This is a genomic window from Paenibacillus sp. Aloe-11 (assembly GCF_000245715.1).
Classification (GTDB): Bacteria; Bacillota; Bacilli; order Paenibacillales; family Paenibacillaceae; genus Paenibacillus; species Paenibacillus kribbensis.
This window is the reverse complement of record NZ_JH601056.1, coordinates 132,156-155,131: the sequence shown is the minus strand read 5'-3', so window position 1 is coordinate 155,131 and position 22,976 is coordinate 132,156. Positions and strand designations below refer to the sequence as shown.

Annotated in this window: 24 protein-coding genes, 1 pseudogene and 1 riboswitch; of the genes and pseudogenes, 22 read left to right on the top strand and 3 right to left on the bottom strand. The window is 48.7% G+C overall.

What is annotated here, in order from left to right; all coding sequences use genetic code 11:
• Position 1: 1 nt before the first annotated feature.
• Positions 2-694: a lipoyl(octanoyl) transferase LipB gene (lipB, locus tag WG8_RS14205; RefSeq protein WP_007430900.1), complete on the top strand. Its 693-nt coding sequence runs from the start codon at positions 2-4 to the stop codon at positions 692-694.
• Positions 695-825: 131 nt separating this feature from the next.
• On the opposite strand, the gene prli42 is transcribed toward lipB, so the two are convergent.
• A complete protein-coding gene (prli42, locus tag WG8_RS26950; RefSeq protein WP_016822268.1) occupies positions 826-930 on the bottom strand; it encodes a stressosome-associated protein Prli42 in 105 nt (34 codons plus the stop codon).
• 85 nt (positions 931-1,015) lie between these two features.
• Here prli42 and WG8_RS14200 point away from each other — a divergent pair, with 85 nt between their 5' ends.
• A complete protein-coding gene (locus WG8_RS14200; RefSeq protein WP_007430899.1) occupies positions 1,016-2,149 on the top strand; it encodes a tripeptidase T in 1,134 nt (377 codons plus the stop codon).
• 59 nt (positions 2,150-2,208) lie between these two features.
• Here the strand turns inward: WG8_RS14200 and mciZ are convergent, their stop codons facing one another.
• The gene (mciZ, locus tag WG8_RS26590; protein WP_007430898.1) at positions 2,209-2,352 is read right to left on the bottom strand and encodes a Z-ring formation inhibitor MciZ; all 144 of its coding nucleotides are present in this window, start codon (positions 2,350-2,352) and stop codon (positions 2,209-2,211) included.
• A gap of 126 nt (positions 2,353-2,478) precedes the next feature.
• Between mciZ and WG8_RS14195 the strand changes: the two genes are divergently transcribed.
• The 7 genes from WG8_RS14195 (at position 2,479) to WG8_RS14165 (ending at position 8,087) form a co-directional block, all read left to right on the top strand.
• Complete coding sequence (locus WG8_RS14195; protein WP_007430897.1) at positions 2,479-3,087, top strand: NUDIX domain-containing protein; 609 nt, start codon at positions 2,479-2,481, stop codon at positions 3,085-3,087.
• Positions 3,084-4,280 carry an endonuclease Q family protein gene (locus WG8_RS14190; RefSeq protein ID WP_007430896.1) on the top strand — a complete coding sequence of 399 codons (1,197 nt, stop codon included), beginning with the start codon at positions 3,084-3,086 and terminating at the stop codon, positions 4,278-4,280. Before WG8_RS14195 ends, WG8_RS14190 begins: the two co-directional genes overlap by 4 nt.
• A gap of 191 nt (positions 4,281-4,471) precedes the next feature.
• Positions 4,472-5,125: a stage II sporulation protein M gene (spoIIM, locus tag WG8_RS14185; RefSeq protein WP_007430895.1), complete on the top strand. Its 654-nt coding sequence runs from the start codon at positions 4,472-4,474 to the stop codon at positions 5,123-5,125.
• 133 nt (positions 5,126-5,258) lie between these two features.
• Entirely contained in the window at positions 5,259-5,756 is a 498-nt protein-coding gene (gene fur / locus WG8_RS14180; protein ID WP_043891159.1) for a ferric iron uptake transcriptional regulator, read from the top strand.
• Positions 5,757-5,948: 192 nt separating this feature from the next.
• On the top strand, positions 5,949-6,191 hold the full coding sequence (locus WG8_RS14175) for a YqzK family protein (RefSeq protein ID WP_007430893.1): 243 nt from the start codon (positions 5,949-5,951) through the stop codon (positions 6,189-6,191).
• A 42-nt stretch (positions 6,192-6,233) separates the two neighbouring features.
• Positions 6,234-7,178, top strand: a complete 945-nt coding sequence (gene xerD, locus WG8_RS14170; protein ID WP_007430892.1) for a site-specific tyrosine recombinase XerD — start codon at positions 6,234-6,236, stop codon at positions 7,176-7,178.
• Between the two features lie 84 nt (positions 7,179-7,262).
• Entirely contained in the window at positions 7,263-8,087 is an 825-nt protein-coding gene (locus tag WG8_RS14165) for a purine-nucleoside phosphorylase (protein WP_007430891.1), read from the top strand.
• A gap of 126 nt (positions 8,088-8,213) precedes the next feature.
• Here WG8_RS14165 and WG8_RS14160 read toward each other — a convergent pair whose 3' ends face one another.
• Complete coding sequence (locus WG8_RS14160; protein WP_007430890.1) at positions 8,214-9,425, bottom strand: O-antigen ligase family protein; 1,212 nt, start codon at positions 9,423-9,425, stop codon at positions 8,214-8,216.
• Between the two features lie 237 nt (positions 9,426-9,662).
• On the opposite strand from WG8_RS14160, the gene WG8_RS14155 reads away from it, so the two are divergent.
• The 13 genes and pseudogenes from WG8_RS14155 to ribE all read left to right on the top strand — a co-directional run bounded on the left by WG8_RS14155 (position 9,663) and on the right by ribE (position 22,975).
• Positions 9,663-10,844 carry a D-alanyl-D-alanine carboxypeptidase family protein gene (locus WG8_RS14155; RefSeq protein WP_007430889.1) on the top strand — a complete coding sequence of 394 codons (1,182 nt, stop codon included), beginning with the start codon at positions 9,663-9,665 and terminating at the stop codon, positions 10,842-10,844.
• A gap of 96 nt (positions 10,845-10,940) precedes the next feature.
• Entirely contained in the window at positions 10,941-11,294 is a 354-nt protein-coding gene (spoIIAA, locus tag WG8_RS14150) for an anti-sigma F factor antagonist (RefSeq protein ID WP_007430888.1), read from the top strand.
• Positions 11,291-11,746, top strand: a complete 456-nt coding sequence (gene spoIIAB, locus WG8_RS14145) for an anti-sigma F factor (protein WP_007430887.1) — start codon at positions 11,291-11,293, stop codon at positions 11,744-11,746. The genes spoIIAA and spoIIAB overlap by 4 nt, the downstream gene beginning before the upstream one ends.
• Positions 11,747-11,757: 11 nt before the next feature.
• Positions 11,758-12,513: an RNA polymerase sporulation sigma factor SigF gene (sigF, locus tag WG8_RS14140; RefSeq protein WP_007430886.1), complete on the top strand. Its 756-nt coding sequence runs from the start codon at positions 11,758-11,760 to the stop codon at positions 12,511-12,513.
• Between the two features lie 172 nt (positions 12,514-12,685).
• Positions 12,686-13,339 carry a stage V sporulation protein AA gene (locus WG8_RS14135; protein ID WP_007430885.1) on the top strand — a complete coding sequence of 218 codons (654 nt, stop codon included), beginning with the start codon at positions 12,686-12,688 and terminating at the stop codon, positions 13,337-13,339.
• Positions 13,336-13,758 carry a stage V sporulation protein AB gene (locus WG8_RS14130; protein WP_007430884.1) on the top strand — a complete coding sequence of 141 codons (423 nt, stop codon included), beginning with the start codon at positions 13,336-13,338 and terminating at the stop codon, positions 13,756-13,758. Before WG8_RS14135 ends, WG8_RS14130 begins: the two co-directional genes overlap by 4 nt.
• Positions 13,759-13,784: 26 nt before the next feature.
• Positions 13,785-15,479 carry a spore germination protein gene (locus tag WG8_RS14125; RefSeq protein ID WP_007430883.1) on the top strand — a complete coding sequence of 565 codons (1,695 nt, stop codon included), beginning with the start codon at positions 13,785-13,787 and terminating at the stop codon, positions 15,477-15,479.
• A gap of 110 nt (positions 15,480-15,589) precedes the next feature.
• The gene (gene lysA, locus WG8_RS14120) at positions 15,590-16,957 is read left to right on the top strand and encodes a diaminopimelate decarboxylase (RefSeq protein ID WP_007430882.1); all 1,368 of its coding nucleotides are present in this window, start codon (positions 15,590-15,592) and stop codon (positions 16,955-16,957) included.
• Between the two features lie 160 nt (positions 16,958-17,117).
• Positions 17,118-17,552, top strand: a complete 435-nt coding sequence (locus tag WG8_RS14115; RefSeq protein ID WP_007430881.1) for a peptidylprolyl isomerase — start codon at positions 17,118-17,120, stop codon at positions 17,550-17,552.
• A 244-nt stretch (positions 17,553-17,796) separates the two neighbouring features.
• The gene (locus tag WG8_RS14110; RefSeq protein WP_007430880.1) at positions 17,797-18,810 is read left to right on the top strand and encodes a 2-oxoacid:acceptor oxidoreductase family protein; all 1,014 of its coding nucleotides are present in this window, start codon (positions 17,797-17,799) and stop codon (positions 18,808-18,810) included.
• Positions 18,810-21,099 (top strand): annotated as a pseudogene (locus tag WG8_RS14105) (thiamine pyrophosphate-dependent enzyme). Before WG8_RS14110 ends, WG8_RS14105 begins: the two are co-directional and overlap by 1 nt.
• Before the next feature lie 174 nt (positions 21,100-21,273).
• Positions 21,274-21,741, top strand: a complete 468-nt coding sequence (locus tag WG8_RS14100; protein ID WP_007430877.1) for an IDEAL domain-containing protein — start codon at positions 21,274-21,276, stop codon at positions 21,739-21,741.
• Between the two features lie 68 nt (positions 21,742-21,809).
• Positions 21,810-21,983: riboswitch (FMN riboswitch) on the top strand.
• Positions 21,984-22,309: 326 nt separating this feature from the next.
• Positions 22,310-22,975: a riboflavin synthase gene (gene ribE / locus WG8_RS14095; RefSeq protein ID WP_007430876.1), complete on the top strand. Its 666-nt coding sequence runs from the start codon at positions 22,310-22,312 to the stop codon at positions 22,973-22,975.
• Position 22,976: the final 1 nt, after the last annotated feature.

The window sequence follows — 22,976 nt, the reverse complement described above, 5'->3', positions numbered from 1 at the left end:
CGTGGACAGACGACCGCTCGAAGTAACCTATATAGATAGAATGGAATATGCTCATGCATGGGACGTTCAGAAGGAGATCGTAGGGAAGCTGGATGCTGGAGAAGCGAGGGAAACGCTTATGCTTCTCCAGCACCCGCCGACCTACACGATTGGCTCTCAGCGGCATCCCGAGCATTTGCTGCTCACACCCGAGCAACTGGAAGCTCAGGGAATTAGCGTCTTTCAGATTGACCGTGGGGGAGACATTACATATCATGGGCCAGGACAACTTGTCGGATACCCTCTGCTTATGCTCGGTAATCGGGAGGAGTTGAATCTGCACGGTTACCTTCGGAGTTTGGAAGAAGTGATCATTCGACTGCTGGCAGCTCACGGGATTGAGGGGAATCGTAAGCCTGAATATACAGGGGTGTGGGTCGGGAATCTTAAAATTGCCGCCATTGGTGTGAAATTCAACAAGTGCAAGCACCGTCGGGGCTTTATAACCAGTCACGGCTTCGCCTTCAACATCAAATCAGGGATTCAGCATGAGGGCTTTAAAGGTATTGTCCCATGTGGCATTCAGGAATACGGAGTGACTTCACTGGAGGACTGTACACAGCAGACTTTTTCGGTGGAGCAAATTGCGAAGGAAATTGTTCCGCACTTCGAACAGCAATTTTCGTTTGCTGCGGAATGGCAAGCGCATTCCTAAACATAAAGATAAGGCGGGCTATTACGTGATTGACACGACAGCCCGCCTGTTTGCATTCACAACAGCTTGTCCGCTCACAGCCTTTATCGAGCCATGAGGCGGCCAGATACTATGAGCGTAGTTGTTGTCCATTATAGTGGCATAATGAACGGCTCGATGACCATGAACAGTGTAGAGCCAATCATAGCAGCGAGCATAACATAAACGAAAAAACGAACCCATTTTTTGTTAGACATGTGTAACTCCTTTTGTAAAGGTTTAAGTCATAGATAAGACCATCTATTCGTATTGTAGCGTAAACGGGAAAGAGAGGAAAGTTTAATGAGAGCAAACGTAGTGAGAGATCGAATCGTACAGGAATTTATGGAACTGGTACAGGTGGACAGCGAAACGAAGTATGAGCAGGAAATAGCACGTGTTTTAAAAGAAAAATTTAATGCGCTTGGGCTGGAGGTAACGGAAGACGATTCCCGTGAAAGAACCGGACATGGCTCAGGCAATCTGATTGTCACCTGGAAAGCGGAAGGTGTGGAGAAAGCACCCAAATTGTTTTTTACCTGCCACATGGATACCGTTACTCCGGGCAAAGGTATTAAGCCGCAGTTGGGTGAAGATGGCTGGATTCGCAGTGACGGTTCAACGATTCTGGGATCGGACGACAAGGCGGGTATTGCTGCCCTGTTTGAGGCAATTCGCGTCGTGCGCGAGCAGAACATTCCCCATGGTCAAATTCAATTCGTTATTACAGCTGGTGAGGAATCCGGTCTGATGGGTGCGCGGGCGATGAAGCCGGAAGTGCTGGATTCGGACTTCGGGTATGCTTTGGATTCCAATGGGGAAGTGGGTTCCATTTGTATAGCTGCACCTACGCAGGCACGTATTGAAATGAAGATTACAGGGAAATCCGCTCACGCGGGCGTGAATCCTGAAGACGGCATTAGTGCCATTCAAGTCGCATCCAAAGCGATTTCCAATATGAAGCTGGGCCGAATCGATAAAGAAACCACTGCCAACATCGGCAGCTTCGAAGGCGGTGGGGCAACGAATATTGTATGCGATTTTGTCCTGATTCGCGCAGAGGCACGCAGTATTGTGCAGGAAAAGGTTAACTATCAAATCCAGCATATGCGTGAAGCACTGGAAACTACAGCGCGTGAATTTGGCGCACAGGGTGAGTTCCGCAGTGAGGTGATCTATCCGGCATTCAGCTTTACGGAGCATGATGAGGTTGTGCAGGTAGCACAGCGTGCGATTCAAGGGCTGGGATTACCAACATCGACCTTCCATTCCGGTGGTGGGTCAGATGCCAATGTATTCAACGGACTGGGGATTCCAACGGTTAATCTGGCTGTGGGCTACCAGAACATTCATACAACAGAGGAAAAAATCAAGGCTGATGATCTGGTAAAGGTTGCTGAAGTCGTTGTAGCTCTGATTCAGGAGACAGCAAAGTAAAACTTGTATCCTATGCACAAAGAGGTTCAGGCTAAAGACGGGAATATCGTTCCTTGTTTTTAGACCTGAACCTTTTTTGGAACCGTCAGCGAAGCAATGGTGGCTGAGGGACCGTGTTCCTTTTGCCATTGACGCAAGAGAGCTTGAATCTGCCAGGCTTTGCCGACAATATGGAGGGTGGTTTCGGTACGGTAGCTTTTCATCTCAGTAGCTCCTTATCACAGGAAGTTTATTATACCACCAGCATATGTCCGAAGTGGACAAGTTAGACTATCGTTGGCGATAATAGATAAAGAAAAAGATAGATGACGAAGAAGGAGACATATTCAATGAGCGACCAAGTGAATCACCACACGAACGATTTGCATCGCAAGCTATATTCGAATCCTGCGCTTGAGGAAAAGACGGTGTCTACGCAGCCGATTTTTGAAGGAAAGGTCATTACGTTACAGGTGGACACCGTAGAGCTACCCGACGGCTCTACTGGAAAGCGTGAAATCGTAAAGCATCCGGGTGCAGTGGCTGTATTGGCACTGCATCAGGGGAAAATGCTGGTCGTGGACCAGTACAGACAGGCTATGGGACGATGTGAGGTGGAAATTCCAGCAGGCAAGCTGGAGCGAGGCGAAGACCCGATGGAGGCGGCGAGACGTGAGCTGAGAGAAGAGACAGGTTATAATGCCAAGTCGTTAAAGCTGCTGCATTCCTTTTATACTTCCCCCGGCTTTGCGGATGAAATCATACATCTATATGTGACCGAAGAGCTGGAGCTAGGGGAAATGGAGCCGGATGAGGATGAATTTCTGGAGCTGTTTGAGGTGACGCTGGAAGAAGCACAGGCGCTCATTCGTGAAGGACGGATAAGCGATGCCAAAACGATTTTGGCTGTCTATGCATGGCAGCTCCAGCAGCACACAGGGAGCTTCCAAGCAATATGAACGGAAATAAGGTAGAACTTACAGACTATTTCGCTGACCTCCATATTCATATTGGCAGAACAGAGAAGGGAAATCCGGTGAAAATCAGTGGCAGCCGTGATCTGACCTTCGCTAACATTGCCAAGGAAGCCTCCGGTCGCAAAGGGATCGGGCTGATCGGGATCATTGATTGCCACGCACCGAATGTGCAGGAAGATATTCGAGCTTATTTGCATACAGGGGAAATGACGGAAATCAGCGGCGGCGGCATCGCCTACCGTGATACGGTGGTTCTGCTAGGCACGGAGCTGGAAATCCGAGCCGAAGGACGCCCCGAAGCGCATGTATTGGCCTACTTTCCAAATTTGGCGGTGATGGAGGATTTTACGCAATGGATGGCCCGACATATGAAAAATGTCAATCTCAGCTCACAACGCATCTACGCACCGCCACGCGAATTACAGCAGCAAATTTACGGGCGTGGAGGCATCATGGTGCCTGCGCACGTGTTTACCCCTCATAAGGGCATTTACGGCAGCTCTGCGGCCCGAATGGAAGAACTGCTCGATATGGAGCTCATCAGTGGAGTGGAGCTGGGGCTAAGCGCAGATTCATCCATGGCCGGAATGATCTCGGAGCTGGATCGTTTCAGTTTTATTACCAATTCTGATGCCCATTCACTTGGGAAAATCGGACGAGAATACAACAAATTATCGCTCACGAAGCCGTGCTTTGATGAATTCAGAATGGCTTTGGAGCGGCGGGAAGGACGAAGGGTGTGTGCCAACTACGGATTAAACCCCAAGCTGGGCAAATACCACCGTTCTTACTGTCAAAGCTGCGGTACGATTATTGACGAGCAACAGATGGTGGACGAACGTTGTCCTGATTGTGGTCACCCCAAGCTGGTGCGGGGCGTGCTGGATCGAATATGGAGCATTGCCGACCGTGAACAGCCCGTGATTCCCTCACATCGCCCGCCGTACATTTATCAGATTCCGCTTGAGTTTATCCCCGGTCTGGGCAAAGCCAAGCTGAATCATCTGCTGACCGCGTTTGGGACGGAAATGAATATATTGCATAAGGTCAATCAGGGTGACCTGGCGGCCGTTGTCGGGGAAGTATTGGCAGAGCAAATTATTCTGTCCCGTGAGGGACGACTCTCTCTCGTGTCCGGCGGTGGCGGAACATACGGCAAAATAGCCAAGTCCTAGCAAAGTCATGTCCCGATAAAGTCATATCAGCATTTGCTTGTTCATAACCATAAAATAACCTTAAAAATATCTATGCCGCCGCTGGCTTGGCACATCTTTTACGAATCTTTACTGCCTCCATTCATGGCCATCAGCTGTCGGATTCCGGTTGTTTTTTGGACAAACAAGCAGATGAAAGGGGCAGGACGCCGATGCAATGGTTTCGTCATACGTTAAAAGACCAGACGCCGTATTATGTTTTTTTGGCTGTGCTGTTTCTGGTGGGGGTTGTCTTTGGCGCACTGATGGTTAATGCGCTCTCGCTGGAGCAGCTGCAGGATTTGTCGCGTTATCTAAAGGATTTTTTTGCGACGGTCAATCAAAACGAGCAGGGCTTTGCTGATCCACAGGCGGCCTCGACCTTTTGGGATAGCGTGTCTCTGCATTTGAAATGGGTCGGTTTAATTTGGGTGTGCGGCCTTTCGGTCATCGGTCTTCCCGGTATTCTCGTGCTGGATTTTCTCAAGGGTGTACTAATCGGATTTTCAGTGGGCTATTTAGTAGGGCAATACTCGTGGAAAGGGCTGTTATTTTCCCTCGTCTCGGTAGCTCCTCATAACCTGCTTGTGATTCCGGTGCTGCTTGTGTGCAGTGTGGCTGCGATGACCTTTTCCATTCATATGATCAAAACTAAAATACTTGCTACCCGCCCGTCTGACGGGATGCTGCGTCCTTTGCTGTCTTACGCAGGACTGACGGCGGTAATGATGCTGCTTCTCGTCGGTAGCGCGTCCTTTGAAACCTGGATCACCCCGGTTATGATGCAATGGGTCACTCCCATGCTAACGGCTTCCGTACCATCCTAACCTGTTTCAAAATGTTTGACTTTATTTGTATAGACCCCCTATAATAATAGGAGTGAAAAAAAGTGCAGTAGGCAGTAGCTTTGCAGGGGGAGGGAGACACATGGAAGCACGGATCGAAAAAATTAAGCAGCAAATGGAAGCACGGATCGAAAAAATTAAGCAGCAACTGCAATCCCAGGGCTACAAACTAACGCCTCAGCGGGAAGCCACCGTTAGAGTTTTACTTGAGAACGAAGATGATCATCTGAGTGCGGAAGATGTATTTATGCTCGTCAAAGAGAAAGCTCCCGAAATCGGTCTGGCAACCGTATACCGTACCCTAGAACTGCTAAGTGAACTGCATGTCGTGGAGAAAATTAATTTTGGTGATGGCGTGGCTCGTTATGATTTGCGTGGCGATACGTCCAAGCATCACCACCACCATTTGATATGTGTGCAGTGCGGCAGTGTAGATGAAATACTGGAGGATTGGCTTGGGCCGTTGGAAGAGCGTCTGGAACGGGAATTTAATTTTACCGTAGTGGACCATCGTTTGGACTTTCACGGTATTTGCTATCGTTGCAAGGCGAAGAACGATACGACTGCTCAAAAGTCTTTGGGCAAAACCAGGAAAAACAAATCTCAGGATTAACGCGTTCGGGGGGAGCTTTTTAGTTCGGGACTTTTTTGGCTCGAGACTTTTTAGTCTGGAACTTTTTAGTCCGGAACTTTTAGTTCGGGATGGCTGCACAGGATCAAGCGGTATAAAAAGGAATAGCTTGTCATATCCTTGCCTTAGAGAGCCTGATAGGTTCTATATTCTGGGAAAAGGCGGCTGATCCACATGGTTATATCGATGCGAAACGTATTAAAATGGCTGCGTATAGTCATACTGTTCGGGGCTTTGGCATGCATGTTCTTTTATAGCCTCAGATTGTTTACAGATTGGATAACACCTGTGGATCATTACCGGATACCAGAAGGGCATGCAGTTAAGGTAATTGGCGGACAGGCATTTTCTGAGGGAACTGAGCACCAGATGGTGTTGTTGGAGCGTTTGCGTTTTTTTTACTGGTATGGGGAATAGCCATGAATCGCTGTAGGTAGAACAAGGAGACTTTTGCTACTCATGAAAATGTATATTCAACCTTTCGTTCGATATATGGAAGAGGAAAAGGGCTTGTCGCGCAGCACATTGGAAGCGTATCATCGGGACATACAGCAGTTCGCCGAGTTCACGGAAACCTGTGGCCTTCAGCAGCCGGACAACGTCCAGCGGTCACATTTGGTGCTGTATTTGGGACGTTTGAAGGAACAGGGGAAAGCAGCGGCGACGATCTCTCGCAGCGTTGCCTCCATTCGCTCCTTTTTTCATTTTTTGATTCGGGAGGGAATTGCAGGCCAAGATCCGTCTGTTCTGCTAGAGCTGCCGAAAGCGACCAAAAAGAAGCCCTCGGTGCTCACGCAGGATGAAATAGAGCGTTTGCTGTCAGCTCCGGACGTGACTACCCCGCAGGGGGCACGGGATAAGGCGATGCTGGAACTGCTGTATGCAACAGGCATCCGCGTATCCGAGCTGATTGCTCTGAACGTGCATGATGTGCGCACCGATCTGCGTTTTGTTCACTGTGGCGGCGAGGCGGGCAAGGAGCGTGTAGTGCCGATTAGCCGTGAGGCGGCACAGTGGTCGCAGACCTACATAGATGAGCAGCGCCCATCGTTGCTGCGACCCATGCAGGACGAAGAAGCTCAGGCGGAGCAGGAAGCCCTGTTCTTGAATGTATCTGGTCAGCGCCTTAGTAGACAGGGCTTCTGGAAAATAATTAAGAAGTATGGTCAGGAGGCAGGCATAAACGAGGATATTACGCCGCATACGCTGCGGCATTCCTTTGCGGTACATATGCTGGAGGGCGGAGCCGATTTGCGCTCTGTACAGGAAATGCTGGGCCATGCCGATATGTCTACGACGCAGGTTTATGCGCAGACGGCCAGACGGAATATGAAGGAAGTATATGAAAGGCATCACCCGCACGGCAGCAACCGCACTTCTCATGAAAGCAAGGAACATCGGTAACGCTGCGGTAATGACGCTTTGCTGTCATTAGAAAATGTGAGGAGCACTATAACTTAACGATTGTACAAGTCAGGAGCGATATTGATGTCAACAGCCAACCAAGCTATGATTCAGGAAGCAGCAGATTATATCCATTCCAAGAGCGGAATTCGTCCGGAAATTGGTCTTATTCTGGGATCGGGTCTCGGTATTCTGGCCGATTTGATTCAGGATGGAATTAGCATTCCCTATCAGGAAATTCCCCATTTTCCCGTATCGACGGTAGAAGGTCATGAGGGGGAATTACTGTTAGGTACGATTGAAGGTCGCGCTGTTGTCATGATGAAGGGGCGCTTCCACATGTACGAGGGCTATGGCCCGCAGCTAACCGCTTTCCCTGTTCGGGTCATGAAGCAACTGGGTATTCAAAGTCTGCTGGTAACGAATGCGGCAGGTGGCGTAAATACATCCTACCAGGCAGGCGATCTGATGGTCATCTCGGATCATCTGAATCTGACAGGACAGAATCCGCTGATTGGACCGAATGATGCGGGGTTGGGTGTTCGTTTCCCTGACATGTCAGAGGCGTACAGCCGCCGTCTGCGTGAAATTGCCAAACAAACAGCTGCTAAGCAGGGCTTCAGCTTGCAGGAAGGCGTATATGCCGGTCTGCTGGGACCAAACTATGAAACGCCTGCTGAAATCGTCATGCTGCGTACCCTGGGCGCAGACGCGGTGGGGATGTCGACTGTGTCTGAGGTTATTGTAGCCCGTCATGCGGGCATTGAGGTGCTCGGTTTCTCCTGTATCACGAATATGGCAGCGGGCATTCTGAATCAGCCTCTGTCCCATAGTGAAGTGATGGAGACGGCGGAAAAGGTACGCGAGCAATTTTTGAAGCTTGTACTGGCGATTATTCCACAAATGTAGATAAGGTGCGCCGCTGAGCCAAAATGGCGGGCATGTAACCAAAGAACCCCATATCCGAGCGTCTTTTGATGCGCTCGGATACGGGGTTCTTTTTTGCCTCGGGCTGCCTGAGTGTGGTGATATCTTCTAATGAAGTGGGGATGTGCTCAATGCTGCCGAATTTGTCTTTTCTGCTACAGCCAGTCTATGCCGCTCCTGCACCTTGATGACAATCACCATAAAAATGATCCAGTAGATGGATAATGAGTTCAGAAAACGACTATCCGTTATATTGTTTAATACGATGAATAGGAAAAAGACCATTGCTGTCAGCCATGTATACATATCTGCTTTGCCAATTCTGAATTTTAATAAGGTGATTGTAACGAGTGCGATCGTGGCGAGGAGTCCTGCGAGGCCCACGTCGATCCATAAATCCCGGAAGCCGCTATGGCTGCTTGTCAGATCAAATCGGATTCCACCCGCATAGATACTGGGCCGGGCTGCCCAGTAGGAGCCGTAACCATGACCAAACCAGTAATGGCTCTGAATAGCACCAGCGATTCCCTGCCAGATTTCTGTCCTTCCGGTCAAGGTTGTTGTTTTTCCGAACTCTGATGCAATCGCATCCCCAAAAGTAAAGGCGAATACCAAGCCCAAAAGCACAAGCAGGCCGGAAGTACTAATGAAGAAACCTCGCAACGCGACACTTCGAATTCTTTTGAATAGCAATATAAACAAAATAAATGCGAACAGCGAGGATGTCAGCACCAACGAGGTGGTAGATTGGCATTTAATGAGCAATAGGGCATTGAGCAGAATAAAGCCGATATGCAAAGCTTTGTGTTTTCCCTTGAAAAAGGATATGACATGCGAAACAAAACTTAATAAAGAGAGGGTCCCGAGTGTGTTTTTATGACCGGAGATCCCCTTCCACAGTCCAGTATGTTCTACGCCTGCATGAATAGCAAAGGAGGGAACGAGCACAACAGCCAACAGATTGAGTACGCTCAAAATACTTAATGTAATGACGAGTAGGCGGATGCAGCCCTGTGCTGTGTAGTGGGTAACAAAATAAAGGCCGAAGGTAGAGAAGGCAAGGAATTTGAGAACCATCAGCATAGATGAGGTCTGCTCCTGTTCAGCCCATAAGCAGGAGGCGGCTATGTACATCATGAGCAAGGTCAGCAACGGATTGTCTGCTAAAGTTGCGATCATCGTTTTGAGTGAAGGCAGCAGCATGATATAGCTGAATAACAGAATGAGCAGGGCAATTGTGATGACTCTGGGAGATAGGCCCTGACAGGCATAAGGAATTGAAAAAGCCAGTAAACCGGCCACTGTGAGTATATGCTTCACGTCTTCACCACCTTGATACGTTATGTATCTATTTTATACAAATCGTATCTTTTTGTACAGCCTAGAGCAACCTCTCTCGTGCATATCCTCAGTCCATGCTAAGAAAATGAATAATCAACCATATGGAATATTTTTCTTCCAATCTGACGACAATGGTTAGCAGCACGCGAATAGGCCGGAGGGGCAAGTATACGGGCTCCGGTGCTTTCCGCCAATATGTTGAGGAGGGAACCGATTGTGAAGAAAAAAGTGGTGGCGTTCATTCTGGCTTGTCTCGTGGCCTTGACTGCTGTCCCCGTCGGCGGTTGGGCCGAAGAAAGCAAACCCAAGGGAGGCTCTGCGGCGGAGCTGGCTCCTGAGGCTCTCTCGGCGATCCTGATGGATGCAGATACAGGCACAGTTATCTATGAAAAAAACAGTCGTGAAAAGCTTCCCCCAGCGAGCATTACCAAAATTATGACGATGCTGCTGACGATGGAAGCTATTGATAACGGCAAGCTCAAGCTAACCGATAAAGTGCGGGCCAGCGAATATGCATCCTCGATGGGTGGGTCGCAAATTTTTCTGGAGCCGGGAGAAGAAATGACGGTTGACGAGATGTTAAAGGGAATTGCAATGGCTTCCGGGAACGATGCTTCTGTGGCCATGGCTGAGAAAATTGCAGGATCCGAGCAGGCTTTTGTCGAGCTGATGAATGCCAAAGCGCAGCAACTGGGACTCAAGGATACCCATTTTGCCAATTGCAACGGTTTACCTGTAAAAAATCACTATTCTTCTGCGCATGATATTGCGCTAATGAGCCGGGAGCTGTTGAAATATCCACAAATTACGAAGTATACAGGAGCATATCAGGACTATTTGCGCAAATCCTCGGTCAAGCCCTTTTGGCTGGTGAATACCAATAAGCTTGTTCGCTTCTACACCGGAGCAGATGGGCTGAAAACAGGCTATACGTCAGAAGCAAAATTTTGTCTTTCCGCTACGGCGAAGCGTGATGGATTGCGTGTCGTAGCCGTCGTGCTCGGTGAGCCGAATACCAAGATACGCAACAATGAAGTATCATCGATGTTTGACTACGCATTTTCTCAATATACAATGAAATCCATATACAAGCCGGGTGACTTGCTGGGAAGCGTAAAAGTTGAAAAAGGCGTATTGCCAGAATTAAAAATACAGGCAGACCGCTCATACAGTGTGCTGGTGAAAAAAGGTGGAACTAAACAAACGCTGCGTCATGAGCTGCAATTGGCTCCAAGTCTCAAAGCACCTGTCCGTGCAGGAGATCCGGTCGGCAAGCTGGTTGTCTATCAGGATGGTCAACGGTTAAAGGAGTTTAACATTACTTCGCCTGTGGCTATTGAGAAGGCCGGATGGTGGAAATTGTTAAAACGCACCATGTCGAATCTGTTTTCTTTGTAGATTGGACGGGGTTTTCTTCTAGTTTTGTCGGAGGGCAGGAATCGTCTGCGGCAGCGTAGAAATCCTTGTCCAAGACCGGGAGGAGAGTGAGTAAGCATGAACCTGCAAATTGAAATGGAGCATCACCGGGGGGTACTGATTGTGAGACTAGCCGGTGAGCTTGATCACCATACGTCGGACATGGTCCGCATGCAAATGGATGAGGCGATTCAGCGTCGGCAATGCGAGCACATCGTGCTCAGCCTGAAGAATCTTCAGTTTATGGACAGCTCAGGGCTTGGTGTTATCCTGGGCCGATACAAGCTGATCAAGCAAAAGGGCGGGAAAATGGCCGTCTGTGATGTCAATCCGCCAGTATATCGACTGCTGGAGATGTCAGGGTTGTTTAAAATTATGCCTATATATGACAACGAGGGAAATGCGCTCACGGAACTGGAGGTCGTATCATGAGAGAAGGCACAGGAAACAATTTCATGAGCTTGCAGTTTGCCGCCAAATCCGAGAATGAAGCTTTTGCCCGTGTGGCTGTTGCAGCCTTTATTTCCAGGCTTGATCCTACAATGGATGAGCTGAGCGACTTGAAAACCGTGGTGTCTGAAGCAGTGACAAACAGTATTATTCACGGATATGACAGTGATCCGTCAGGTGTCGTAACGATTAAAGTCGGCATTGAAGCAGACGTGATTACGCTGGTCATTGAAGACGCAGGACGGGGAATTGAGGATCTGGAGCTGGCCAAGCAGCCTCTGTATACATCCAAGCCTGAGTTGGAACGCTCAGGTATGGGCTTTACCATTATGGAAAACTTCATGGATGAGTTTGAGGCAGTCAGTGAGCCGGGCGGAGGCACGTCGGTCCGGATGAAGAAAAGGATTGAATCCAAGAAAGCTTTATATAATTAGGGGTTGGTCCTATGGAAGCAGGAGGAAAAAAAACTTCACACAGCTATTTGGAGGATGCGGAAGTCAAGCGGCTCATTGCACGAAGTCAGTCTGGTGATAATGATGCACGTGAGACGTTGGTCAATAGTAATATCCGGCTCGTTTGGTCTGTCGTGCAGCGCTTTATGAACCGGGGATATGAACCTGACGATCTTTTTCAAATTGGTTGCATCGGTTTGTTAAAATCGGTGGATAAATTTGATCTCAGCTATGAAGTCAAATTCTCGACTTATGCGGTACCGATGATTATTGGCGAGATTCAACGGTTTCTTCGTGATGACGGGACTCTCAAGGTTAGCCGTTCCCTGAAGGAGACGGCCAATAAGGTCCGCAAAATGAAGGACGAGCTTTCCAAACGGCTCAACCGACTGCCTACGGTTAAGGAAGTTGCCGATGAGCTGGGAGTCACGCCAGAGGATGTTGTTTTTGCGCAGGAAGCGAATAAGCCGCCTACCTCGATTCACGAAACGGTGTTCGAAAATGACGGTGACCCCATCACGCTCATGGATCAGATTGCTGACGAATCGCAGGAAAGATGGTTTGACAAGCTGGCTCTGAATGAGGCCATCGGCGGACTTTCCGAGCGGGAGCGGTTAATTGTGTACCTGCGTTATTACCGGGATCAGACCCAGTCGGAGGTTGCAAGTCGACTTGGTATTTCCCAGGTGCAGGTATCCCGGCTGGAAAAAAAGATTTTGCAGCTGATCCGCGATCAAATTGCCCAATAATAGCAGTCAGGATTTAGCGAAATCCTTCTACGTGAGTCTAAAGAGTATTCCGAGGCCATTTTTCATGGCAGGGGATACTCTTTTTTGCGTGGGAAAAAGGACAAGTCGAAGAATAGATTTGCTTGCTTCGTTCCATAATAATCGGTAATTACGAGGATAAGGAGGGGATCGGATGACTCATAGTCCGGCTCCTACAGTGGCTCCTATAGTATACTTGCGGCTTCGTAGCCGTGTGCGGATGATACAAGGGCAGGATTTGCATTTGGGAGATGTGGCCCATCTGCTAGCCGATCCCGAATGGGAAAACGAGCTGCTTGAGCTTGTTCTCAAACGGCCGCAGAAGCAGGACGGCAACCTGATACTGGTGGACATGCTGCAGATCATTTCCAAAATTAAAGAACATATTCCGGGTGTTGTAATCGAATCCCTTGGCAAGCCGCATGTACTTGTGGAAGTCGTGGAAAAACCCCGTAAGCCATCCAAAATACTGTTCGTTTTGGTATGGGTGCTTCTGTTTTTTGGCTCTGCATTAACGATTATGAACTTTCACGCCGACGTCAGCATGATGGAGGTACAGGTTCGGATTGTGGAGATGATTACGGGGAAAAAGGATAAGCATCCGTACCTGTTTCAAATTGCCTACTCGATCGGTATCGGTTTTGGCATGATCGTGTTCTTCAATCATTTGTTCAAAAAAAAGTGGAACGAGGAGCCGACGCCGCTGGAGGTGGAAATGTATTTGTATCAGGAAAATGTGGATCAGTACGTTGTGGCGGAGGAATATGAAAAAATGGCCCGCCTGCATTCAAAGGATAAGCAGCCATGACATTTGTACAGGGCGCGCTGCAGATTATTTTGGGCATCGCTGGAGGTCTGGCAGTGGGGAGCGGCGTAATCGCGTTTTTTATTGTACTGGATATCATGCCGCGATTGGCCCAGCTCACCCGCACATATAAAAAATCACGTGCATACGAAAAGGCGATGGTTTTAGGTTCAGTGGTGGGAACCGTGGCTGATTTTTGGAATATCTGCTTGCCATTACCTAAATTTTTTACATGGATACCCGGGTTATTTTGTGGATTGTTTATTGGTTTGCTCGCCGCAGCTTTAACGGAGGTATTAAATCTTCTGCCCATACTGGCCAAGAGACTTCATATGTCCGTGTATATGTTTGGCCTGTTGATGGCGATGGTACTTGGAAAGGTAACGGGTTCCTTATTCGACTGGTTTATATATAACCGATAACAATGAAAGCAGAGGGGACTAACGAGATGGATCACAGGGCAGATCAAGAGCATCAGGAGCATGTTCAGGCAGACGGAGCAATTGGAAGGGAAAATGATACTGACGGGGAAAATCTGAGCTTATGGAAGCAAAAGCAAGAGCAGGAAGCGAACCGTCTTAAGCACAAAAAAGAAAGTGAGCGTTCTGATAATGTAGAGGAATCCATTCGATATTGGCAGATTGAGGATGATATTTCGCCAAAGATGAAGGATAATCGCGAAACACTCAAAATGGTATTGGGTCTGGGAGAGACTTTTGATGTGGTGTTCAGGGAAATGACAACGGGTGGGCGCCATATTGGGTATCTGTTCCTGAATACCTTTGCCAAGGATCAGATCATGGTTGAGGTGCTGAAGCGGCTTACCTATCTGACGCCGGATGATCTGTCTTCGGATGGGCTGCAAGCATACTTTGAATATTATATCCCACATATTCAAGTGGAAAAGACGGACAAAATGTCGGTTGTCATCAACAAGGTGCTAGCAGGCTATAGCGCCTTTCTTATGGAAGGCGAGCGTTTTTCCGTCATTCTGGATACCCGTAATTACCCGGTACGTAGTCCGGAGGAGCCCTCGTTGGAGCGTGTCGTACGTGGTGCCCGGGATGGATTTACCGAGACGATGCTTACGAATGTAGGGCTGGTGCGTCGTCGTTTGCGGGACCCCGGACTTAAATTTGAAGCGATGCAGGTCGGACGCCGAACAAGGACAGACATATGCCTGGGCTACATTGATGATATCGTGGATAAGGTGATGGTGGATACCGTACGTGACAAAATTAAAAACGTCAATCTGGACGGAATTCCGCTGGCGGACAAGCAATTAGAGGAGACGATTATCAATAAAGGCTGGAATCCATATCCATTGGTGCGATATTCGGAGCGACCAGATGTCGTGGCTTCGCATATTATGGAAGGAAGACTTGTTATTTTCGTAGATACCTCACCCAGTGTAATGATCTTGCCAACCACTTTTTTCGACTTGTGCCAGCATGCGGAAGAAAATCGGCAGACGGCATTCATGGGAAGCTATTTGCGCTGGGTACGCTTTATTGGGATTTTCGCCTCGATGTTTTTGCTTCCGATGTGGCTGCTTATGGTCATCAATCCCGAACTAAAACCGGCATTTCTCGATTTTATCGGTCCTCAAAAGCAAGCTCACCTTCCACTGATCGCCCAGTTTATCATCGTAGAGCTAGGGGTCGATCTCATGCGGATGGCGGCAGTTCATACCCCTACACCCCTGGCTTCCGCTATGGGCTTGATCGCAGCCGTTCTGGTCGGTGACATTGCGGTTAAGTCAGGGCTGTTTGTGAATGAGGTTGTGCTGTATATGGCTGTAGCCGCCATAGGCATGTTCGCCACTCCGAGCTATGAGCTAGGATTGGCCAACAGACTGATCCGGTTATTTCTACTGATCTCTGTAGCCATTTTCCACGTTCCAGGCTTTGTCGTAGGAACGACCCTGATTATTTTGATGCTGACAATGCATCGGTCATACAATTCTTCTTACTTGTGGCCGTTCATCCCTTTTAATGCCAAGGCGTTAGCTTCTATTTTGTTCCGCAAGCCTGTACTAGATGCGCCTAACCGCCCGTCATTTAATAAAACGAGGGACAATACGCGTATGCCCCATACGGATGCCAATACAGATTCGGACTCAGGCAATGGACAGGAGCATTAATCTAAATGATCTGCATAAAAATCCATTGTTCTTGATGTTTTTTTTGCTATACTGGTGTAAACATTCGATGGAATATGACTAGCTTGTTCCAGAAAGAGAGGCGCCAGAACATGTATTTGCATGGAAGCAGTAAAATTAACAGCAATGGACATTTGGAAATTGGCGGATGTGATACAACGCTTTTGAAGGAGCGTTTTGGAACACCGCTATATATTGTAGATGAACAGTTAGTACGCCGGCGCTGCCGGGAGTTTATAGAAGCTTTTCATGAAACCGGCTTGAAGTTTCAAGTCGCCTATGCAAGCAAAGCATTTTGCGTCATGGCGATGTGTGCTTTGGCTGCAGAAGAAGGAATGTCGCTCGACGTTGTTTCCAGTGGAGAGCTGTTCACTGCGCTGCAAGCAGGATTTCCGGCAGAGCGAATCCATTTTCACGGCAACAACAAAACACCGGAAGAAATTGAAATGGCGTTGGATGCGCACATTGGCTGCTTCGTGGTCGACAGCGAGATGGAGCTGCATTTGCTGCAGGCCCTTGCCTCCGAGCGGAAACAGCAGGTGAATATTTTATTGCGAGTTACGCCAGGGGTTGAAGCGCATACGCACGAATATATGGCCACAGGCCAGGAGGATTCGAAATTCGGTTTTGACATTGCGAACGGTACAGCGCGCCAAGCGGTAGAGCAGGCTATCGGGCTGGATCATCTGCATCTGCTGGGAGTGCATTCCCATATCGGCTCGCAAATCTTTGAAGTGAACGGCTTCCAAATGGCTGCCGAGCGGGTCGCTGCTTTTTCCAGAGAAATCAAGGAACAGCTTCAGTTTTCTTTCAAGGTGATTAATCTGGGCGGGGGATTTGGCATTCGTTACACCGAAGAGGACACACCGCTGAAAATTTCTACCTATGTTCATGCTATTGGCGAAGCGGTTAAAACCCATTTTTCCGGGCTTTATGACGAACTTCCGGAAATCTGGATTGAACCGGGACGCAGCATTGTGGGCGATTCAGGCACAACCTTGTACACGGTAGGAAGCATTAAGGATATTCCACAGGTACGGAAATATGTCTCGGTAGACGGGGGTATGACGGATAATCCGCGTCCGGCGTTATATCAGGCCAAGTATGAAGCGATGCTGGCGAATCGGGCGCAGAATGTGAACGAAGAGACCGTATCCATTGCGGGCAAATGCTGTGAGAGCGGCGATATGCTGATTTGGGATGTGGAGCTGCCTCGTCCGAATAGCGGGGATTTGCTCGCTGTTGCCTCAACCGGAGCCTACAATTACTCCATGGCAAGTAATTATAACCGGATACGCCGTCCGGCGGTGGTATTCGTGAACAATGGTGAAGCCGAACTGGTGGTGCGCCGGGAAACCTACGAGGATATCGTACGCAACGATGTTGTGCCGCAGCGCTTGGTTCGTGACGAAGCCAGTCCAGCAGTTCATTCCAATGCTAAAATTACGGTTTCGTCCTGATTTTTGATGTGTGTGAGCAAGCAGACCATTGGGCCGGGGATACTATACCGGTACAGTGGTCTTTTTTTTGGACAAGGCTTTGCTAAGCGCAGCAATTCATAGTAAACTGGAACTTGATGTTATTTAGCTTTCAAAACAGGTTGAAAAGGAGATACAAACAATGAAAAAAGGTAGAATAGATCTTGAAAACGGCGGTATCGTCGAAATTGATTTTTTCCCGGAAGAAGCTCCAAATACGGTTGCTAACTTTGAAAAGCTCGCTAACAGCGGCTTCTACAACGGTCTAAGCTTCCACCGTGTCATTCCGGGCTTTGTTGCTCAAGGCGGTTGTCCAATCGGTAACGGTACAGGCGGCCCTGGCTACACCATTGACTGTGAAACAGCTACGAACACAACAAAGCATGCCAAAGGCGTTCTGTCCATGGCTCATGCGGGCCGCAACACAGGTGGCAGCCAATTCTTCATCTGCTACGCTCCACAGCCGCATTTGGATGGAGTACATACTGTATTTGGCAAAGTGACCAAAGGTATGGAATTTATCGATGCTGTAAAACAAGGTGACAAAATGAAAGAGGTTAAAGTATTTGACGCATAAAATGCCGTTAAATGCCTGATTTTTTGACCTAACACGCAGGCCGTTCTGTCTTTTGGACAGGACGGCTTTTTGTTGTCTTTTATTTGACGGTTTGCTGTTTTTCCCAATCACGCAGTTGTTTCAGTGAGTAAGATCACATTCGAAAAGTAAGCGTTGTGATAGCCTTTTCATTAGAATGCATTTTCATTTATTTTTATGAGTATTCAAGCTCAATGAAGGTTGCAAAAGAAGGAGGCTTATCACATTGTCTATTTTAACGCGCACAAATCGACTCGGATTTTTCGAAATCCGGCTGGAATCCATTGGTGGACTCGGCGCTAATCTGGCTGGCAAAATGCTGGCCGAAACCGGTGTGCTTGGTTTGGGGCTGAATGCTTCAAATTTCTCGTCCTACGGTTCAGAAAAGAAGGGAACTCCGGTTAAAAGCTTTGTCCGCTTCTGTGATCCGGGAGTTGATATCCGTGATCACAGTCCGATCGAACAACCGCATGTGGTAGGCATTTTCCATGAAGCATTATACAAAACGGTAAATGTGATCAGCGGACTTCCAGCCGATGGGATCGTTGTGGTCAATTCCACGCGTCCGGCAGAAGAAATACGGGCTGATTTGGGACTGGTATCCGGTACGCTGGCGGTGGTGGATGCAATGGGCATCGCATTGGAGGAGCGAACCAAACTGAATACGTCCATGCTCGGAGCCTTGTTCCGTGTCTGCGATTTTTTGGACCCGGAAGCGATGAGATCGGTTATTCGCAGTACCTTTGAAAAGAAATATCCACAATTAGTGGAGCCTAACCTGCGTACGTTTAACCGTGGGTTTGAGGAAGTGGAGCTGCACGTATATCCGGTCACCCATGACACGCAGGATCGGGTTTTTGAACGTCCGCAGCCTTTGCTCGGCTACGAAACGCAAACATTGGGTGGAGTTATTGCTACGCAGGGGAACAGCATGACAAAAGATCTTAGTGGCTCACGTCAGGGTTATTTACCTGAATATGAAGCTGACAAATGTACTCATTGTGCCAAATGCGATTCAATTTGCCCGGATTACTGCTTTGTATGGGAAGAGCAAGCAGACAAACGCGGCAGAATGATGCCATTTTTGCAAGGAATTGATTATCAGTATTGTAAAGGATGTCTAAAATGCGTGGATATTTGCCCATCGGGAGCATTAAGTTCGCGTCGTGAGCAATGGGGCTGGTCGGAACAGCACCGAGTTGCCCACCAATTTCCGGTGTATGAAGGAGGTCGTGTGTAATGGCTAAACTGGAGGAGGAGCTCAAACAAGCAGGCGCCGCACAAGTAACGACGTTCGAATCCGGCAATGAAATGGCCGCTACAGCGGCTGCGCAAATCAATTATCATATGATGGGATATTTTCCGATCACTCCGTCGACCGAGGTGGCGCAGTACCTGGATCAGATGAGAACGAGGGGTCAGCATAACATCAAGCTGGTTGCAGCGGATGGAGAACATGGATCGGCGGGGATATGCTATGGTGCCGCAGCAGCGGGAGCAAGAGTGGTGAATGCCACCAGCTCGCAGGGCTTCCTGTATATGCTGGAGCAGCTGCCTGTTCAGTCAGGTACGCGTTTCCCTATGGTTATGAATTTGGTGACACGGGCCGTCAGTGGTCCGCTGGATATTCGCGGGGATCATTCGGACCTGTACTACGGTCTGAATACGGGCTGGGTCATTTTGACGGCAAGCACGCCACAGGCTGTGTATGATATGAATATCATGGCGCTGAAAATTGCGGAGCACAGCGATGTTCGATTGCCTGTGATGGTCGCTTATGACGGCTTTTATACGTCACATCAGAAGCGCAAGGTGCAATATTTTGCCGATGCGGAGACGGTACGGGATTTTGTAGGGCCGAATCCCAATCTGAAATCATCCGAATATTTTGGATTTTGATCATCCGGTTACGGTAGGCGCTCATATGAATGGCGATGATCTGACGAACAATCACTTCCAGCAGTCTGAGGCATTAAGACGGTCTGAAGGAGTATATGAGCAGGTTGCGGCAGAATATGCATCTTTATCCGGTCGGGAATATCCGATTTTGGATCTATATCATATGGAAGATGCCGAGGTTGCGGTATTCCTGCTGAATTCGGCGGCTGAATCGGCCAAGGATGTGGCGGATCAGTTCCGTGCGCGCGGCATTAAGGCCGGGGTCGTTCGTCCGAATATCATCCGCCCGTTCCCGGCTGCGCAGCTGCGTGAGGCACTGCGCCACGTCAAGGCGCTGGTGGTGGGCGAGCGTGCGGATTCGTACGGCGCCGACGGCGGTAATTTGACGCACGAAATCAAGGCGGCTCTACAGGAGGACCCGCTGAACAAGACGACTGTATTGTGCCGCATCTTTGGCTTGGGCGGCAAGGATTTTTATGCGGAAGACGCAGAGGCGTTCTTCCAGCTCGCGATCGAGGCGGCAGAAGCCGGCCGTGCGGAGAAGCCGTTTGATTATTACGGCATTCATCCGGGTTCACCGGATAAGGTGATGCCGCAGGTCATGCAGCCGCCACGGGGCGATGCGTACCGCACGGGTCTGATTCAGGTCACGCCGGACGAGGCGACCGGAAAGCTCAAGGTCAAGGTACCGCCGCTGCGTTCGCTGACGACCAAACCACGTCGGCTTACGCCGGGGCACGGAGCTTGTCCGGGCTGCGGAGCACTATCTGCGCTTGAGCTGTTTTTCAAAGGGATTGAAGGCGATATTGTCGTATTGTTCCAGACAGGCTGCGTCTATGTGGTGACAACGGGTTATCCATATACATCACACAAGCAACCGATGATCCATAATCTTTTTCAAAACGGGGCAGCTACACTTTCGGGAGCGCTGGAAGCTTACTTGGAAATGAAGCGTCGTAATGAGATTGAGATGTCGGATGATCCAACCTTTATTATGATCAGCGGCGACGGTGGTATGGATATTGGCATGGGTTCTGCGATTGGTGCGGCTCTGCGCAATCATAAGCTGATCATGCTGGAATATGATAACGAGGGATACATGAACACAGGCTCGCAGCAATCGTATTCCACTCCTCTCGGTCATATGACCAGTACGTCGGGTGTAGGGAAGATGCAAAAAGGGAAGCAAGGACATCACAAGGACACCGTGCAAATCATGGCCGCCTGCAACATTCCGTATGCCTTCACAGCTGCTGAAAGCCATCCGCAGGATATGCTGCGTAAAGCGGCCAAAGCGCAATGGTATGCGAACAACGTGGGAACGGCCTATGGCAAAATCCTGTGTGCCTGCCCATTGAACTGGAAGTCGGAAGATCGGCTGGGAACCAGCATTGTGGAGGCTGCTGTTGAGTCTTGCTTCTTCCCATTGTACGAAATTGAGCAGGGCAATACGACGATTACGTACAACCCGGAAGACAAGGGGAAACGGATTCCAGCCGCTGAATGGTTGAAATTAATGGGGAAAACGAAGCATCTGCTTAAGGAGGAAGCGACGTTGGCCACCTTTGAGCAGGAAATTGAACGCCGCTGGACCATTCTGAAAAAGAAACATGAAATTTCGGAGCTATAATTCGGTTTTTCCAAAAAGATTCTTTGCGCTTGCTGCGTGAAGAATCTTTTTTGTCGTTTATGGGATGAAGCATAAAAAAACAGGTAATGATTTCCGATATAGGAGTGGAGGCCTATATGAAATTGATTAAATAACAGTCTTCTTCTGAATTTTTAGATGCAATGAGGTGCAGGTATGATTAAACTGAATACAGTTGAAATAATCGAAATTATAAAAAAGCAAATCCCTAAGGTCATGAACATCAAGCCCGTGGAGCTGAAATTTACAGATGATTTTGGACGGGCATCACTGGCGGGAACGGAGCATAAATTTACGCTGACGAATCAGCATTATTCCGCCAAGGTGATGGATTGCGTGTTGGAAACACAGGTGCGTCCGATATTAATGTGTGAAATTATTTATTTTCTAAAATGTGAGTTTATTGATGGACATGTTGAAGTACGGCTGGATTATGACGCATCCTCTGAAGGAAGCCACGGACCCACAGCTTCGGCGGTTATTACCTTTGACCATGCTACACAGCTCGGCTTGGAAGAACTGGCTGATCTGATTGATCTGGCGCTTCATATGAATGATAAAACCTGGTTTGAAGAACTCTCCAGCCAATATGTTAAAACAAAAGCAGGGGCGTCTATCCGATAACTTGCTTTTTTTAGAAGTTGGTGCTAATATACGTAACAAGTTTACTGTTAATTCAATTGAATAAGAGCAAGATCCTTCGGGGCGGGGCGAAATTCCCCACCGGCGGTGATGACGTGCTTGTGGATCGCTTTTTATGATCATAGCACGGCTTAGTCCGTGACCCGGATGCTGAACGATCAGCAGAAGGTGGACCTGGTGCAATTCCGGGACCGACAGTATAGTCTGGATGGGAGAAGGATACGGAGCGCATGTGCATGACGTGACATGTGCCGATTATTAGCATACGTAAATGTACGTACGGCTTATTTCGTTGTAGGGCGGCATCGGGGGACAGCTTTTTAGTTTTCTTTTCGGTAGGTCTTCTAGCGTATTAGGTTGTATCGTAGTCATGCTTTTTATTGGCATACGTATTATTCGTGAGATTTCAACATGCATATGGACTGCGCTTGTATACTGTAGATTTGACTCTCATCACCCCCATGACGGATAGATTCCGTACTGGGGGTTTTTTGCGCTTACGACAGATGAATTAGGGATAAACTGAAACGAGATGGAAAGGAGTGAGGGCATGTTTACCGGGTTGGTCGAGGAAGTGGGGCGCATTCAAACGATTTCCAAAAGCGGAGAAGCGATGGTACTGGGGATTGAGGGCTCCGTCGTCTTGGGCGACTTGAAAATAGGAGACAGTGTTTCCGTGAATGGTGTTTGTCTGACGGCCATACAGATCGGTGTTAAGGATTTTAAGGTTGATGTCATGCCGGAAACCTTTCGCAGCAGCAATCTGAAAGAACTCAAATCCGGTAGCCGGGTCAATCTGGAGCGGGCGATGGCAGCAAGTGGAAGGTTCGGAGGTCATATTGTGCAGGGGCATGTAGACGGAACAGGCACGATTCGCCGGGTGACTTCAGACCAGAATGCGGTTGTGTTCGAAGTTGCACCTTCTAATCAAGCATTATTCAAATATATTCTTCTCAAGGGTTCGATCACACTGGATGGCATCAGCCTCACAGTCGCGCAGCGTACGGGAGATACCTTTGCCGTATCCATTATCCCCCATACCTTATCCGAGACAGCCTTACAAGCCAAACGTGAGGGTGACACCGTCAATATTGAATGCGACATACTGGGCAAGTATGTGGAACAGCTTTTGAATTACAGAGGCTCAGCGGCGACGGAGGGAGCAGAAAAAGCTCCTATAAGTCTGGACTATCTGGCGAGGCACGGCTTTGCTTGAT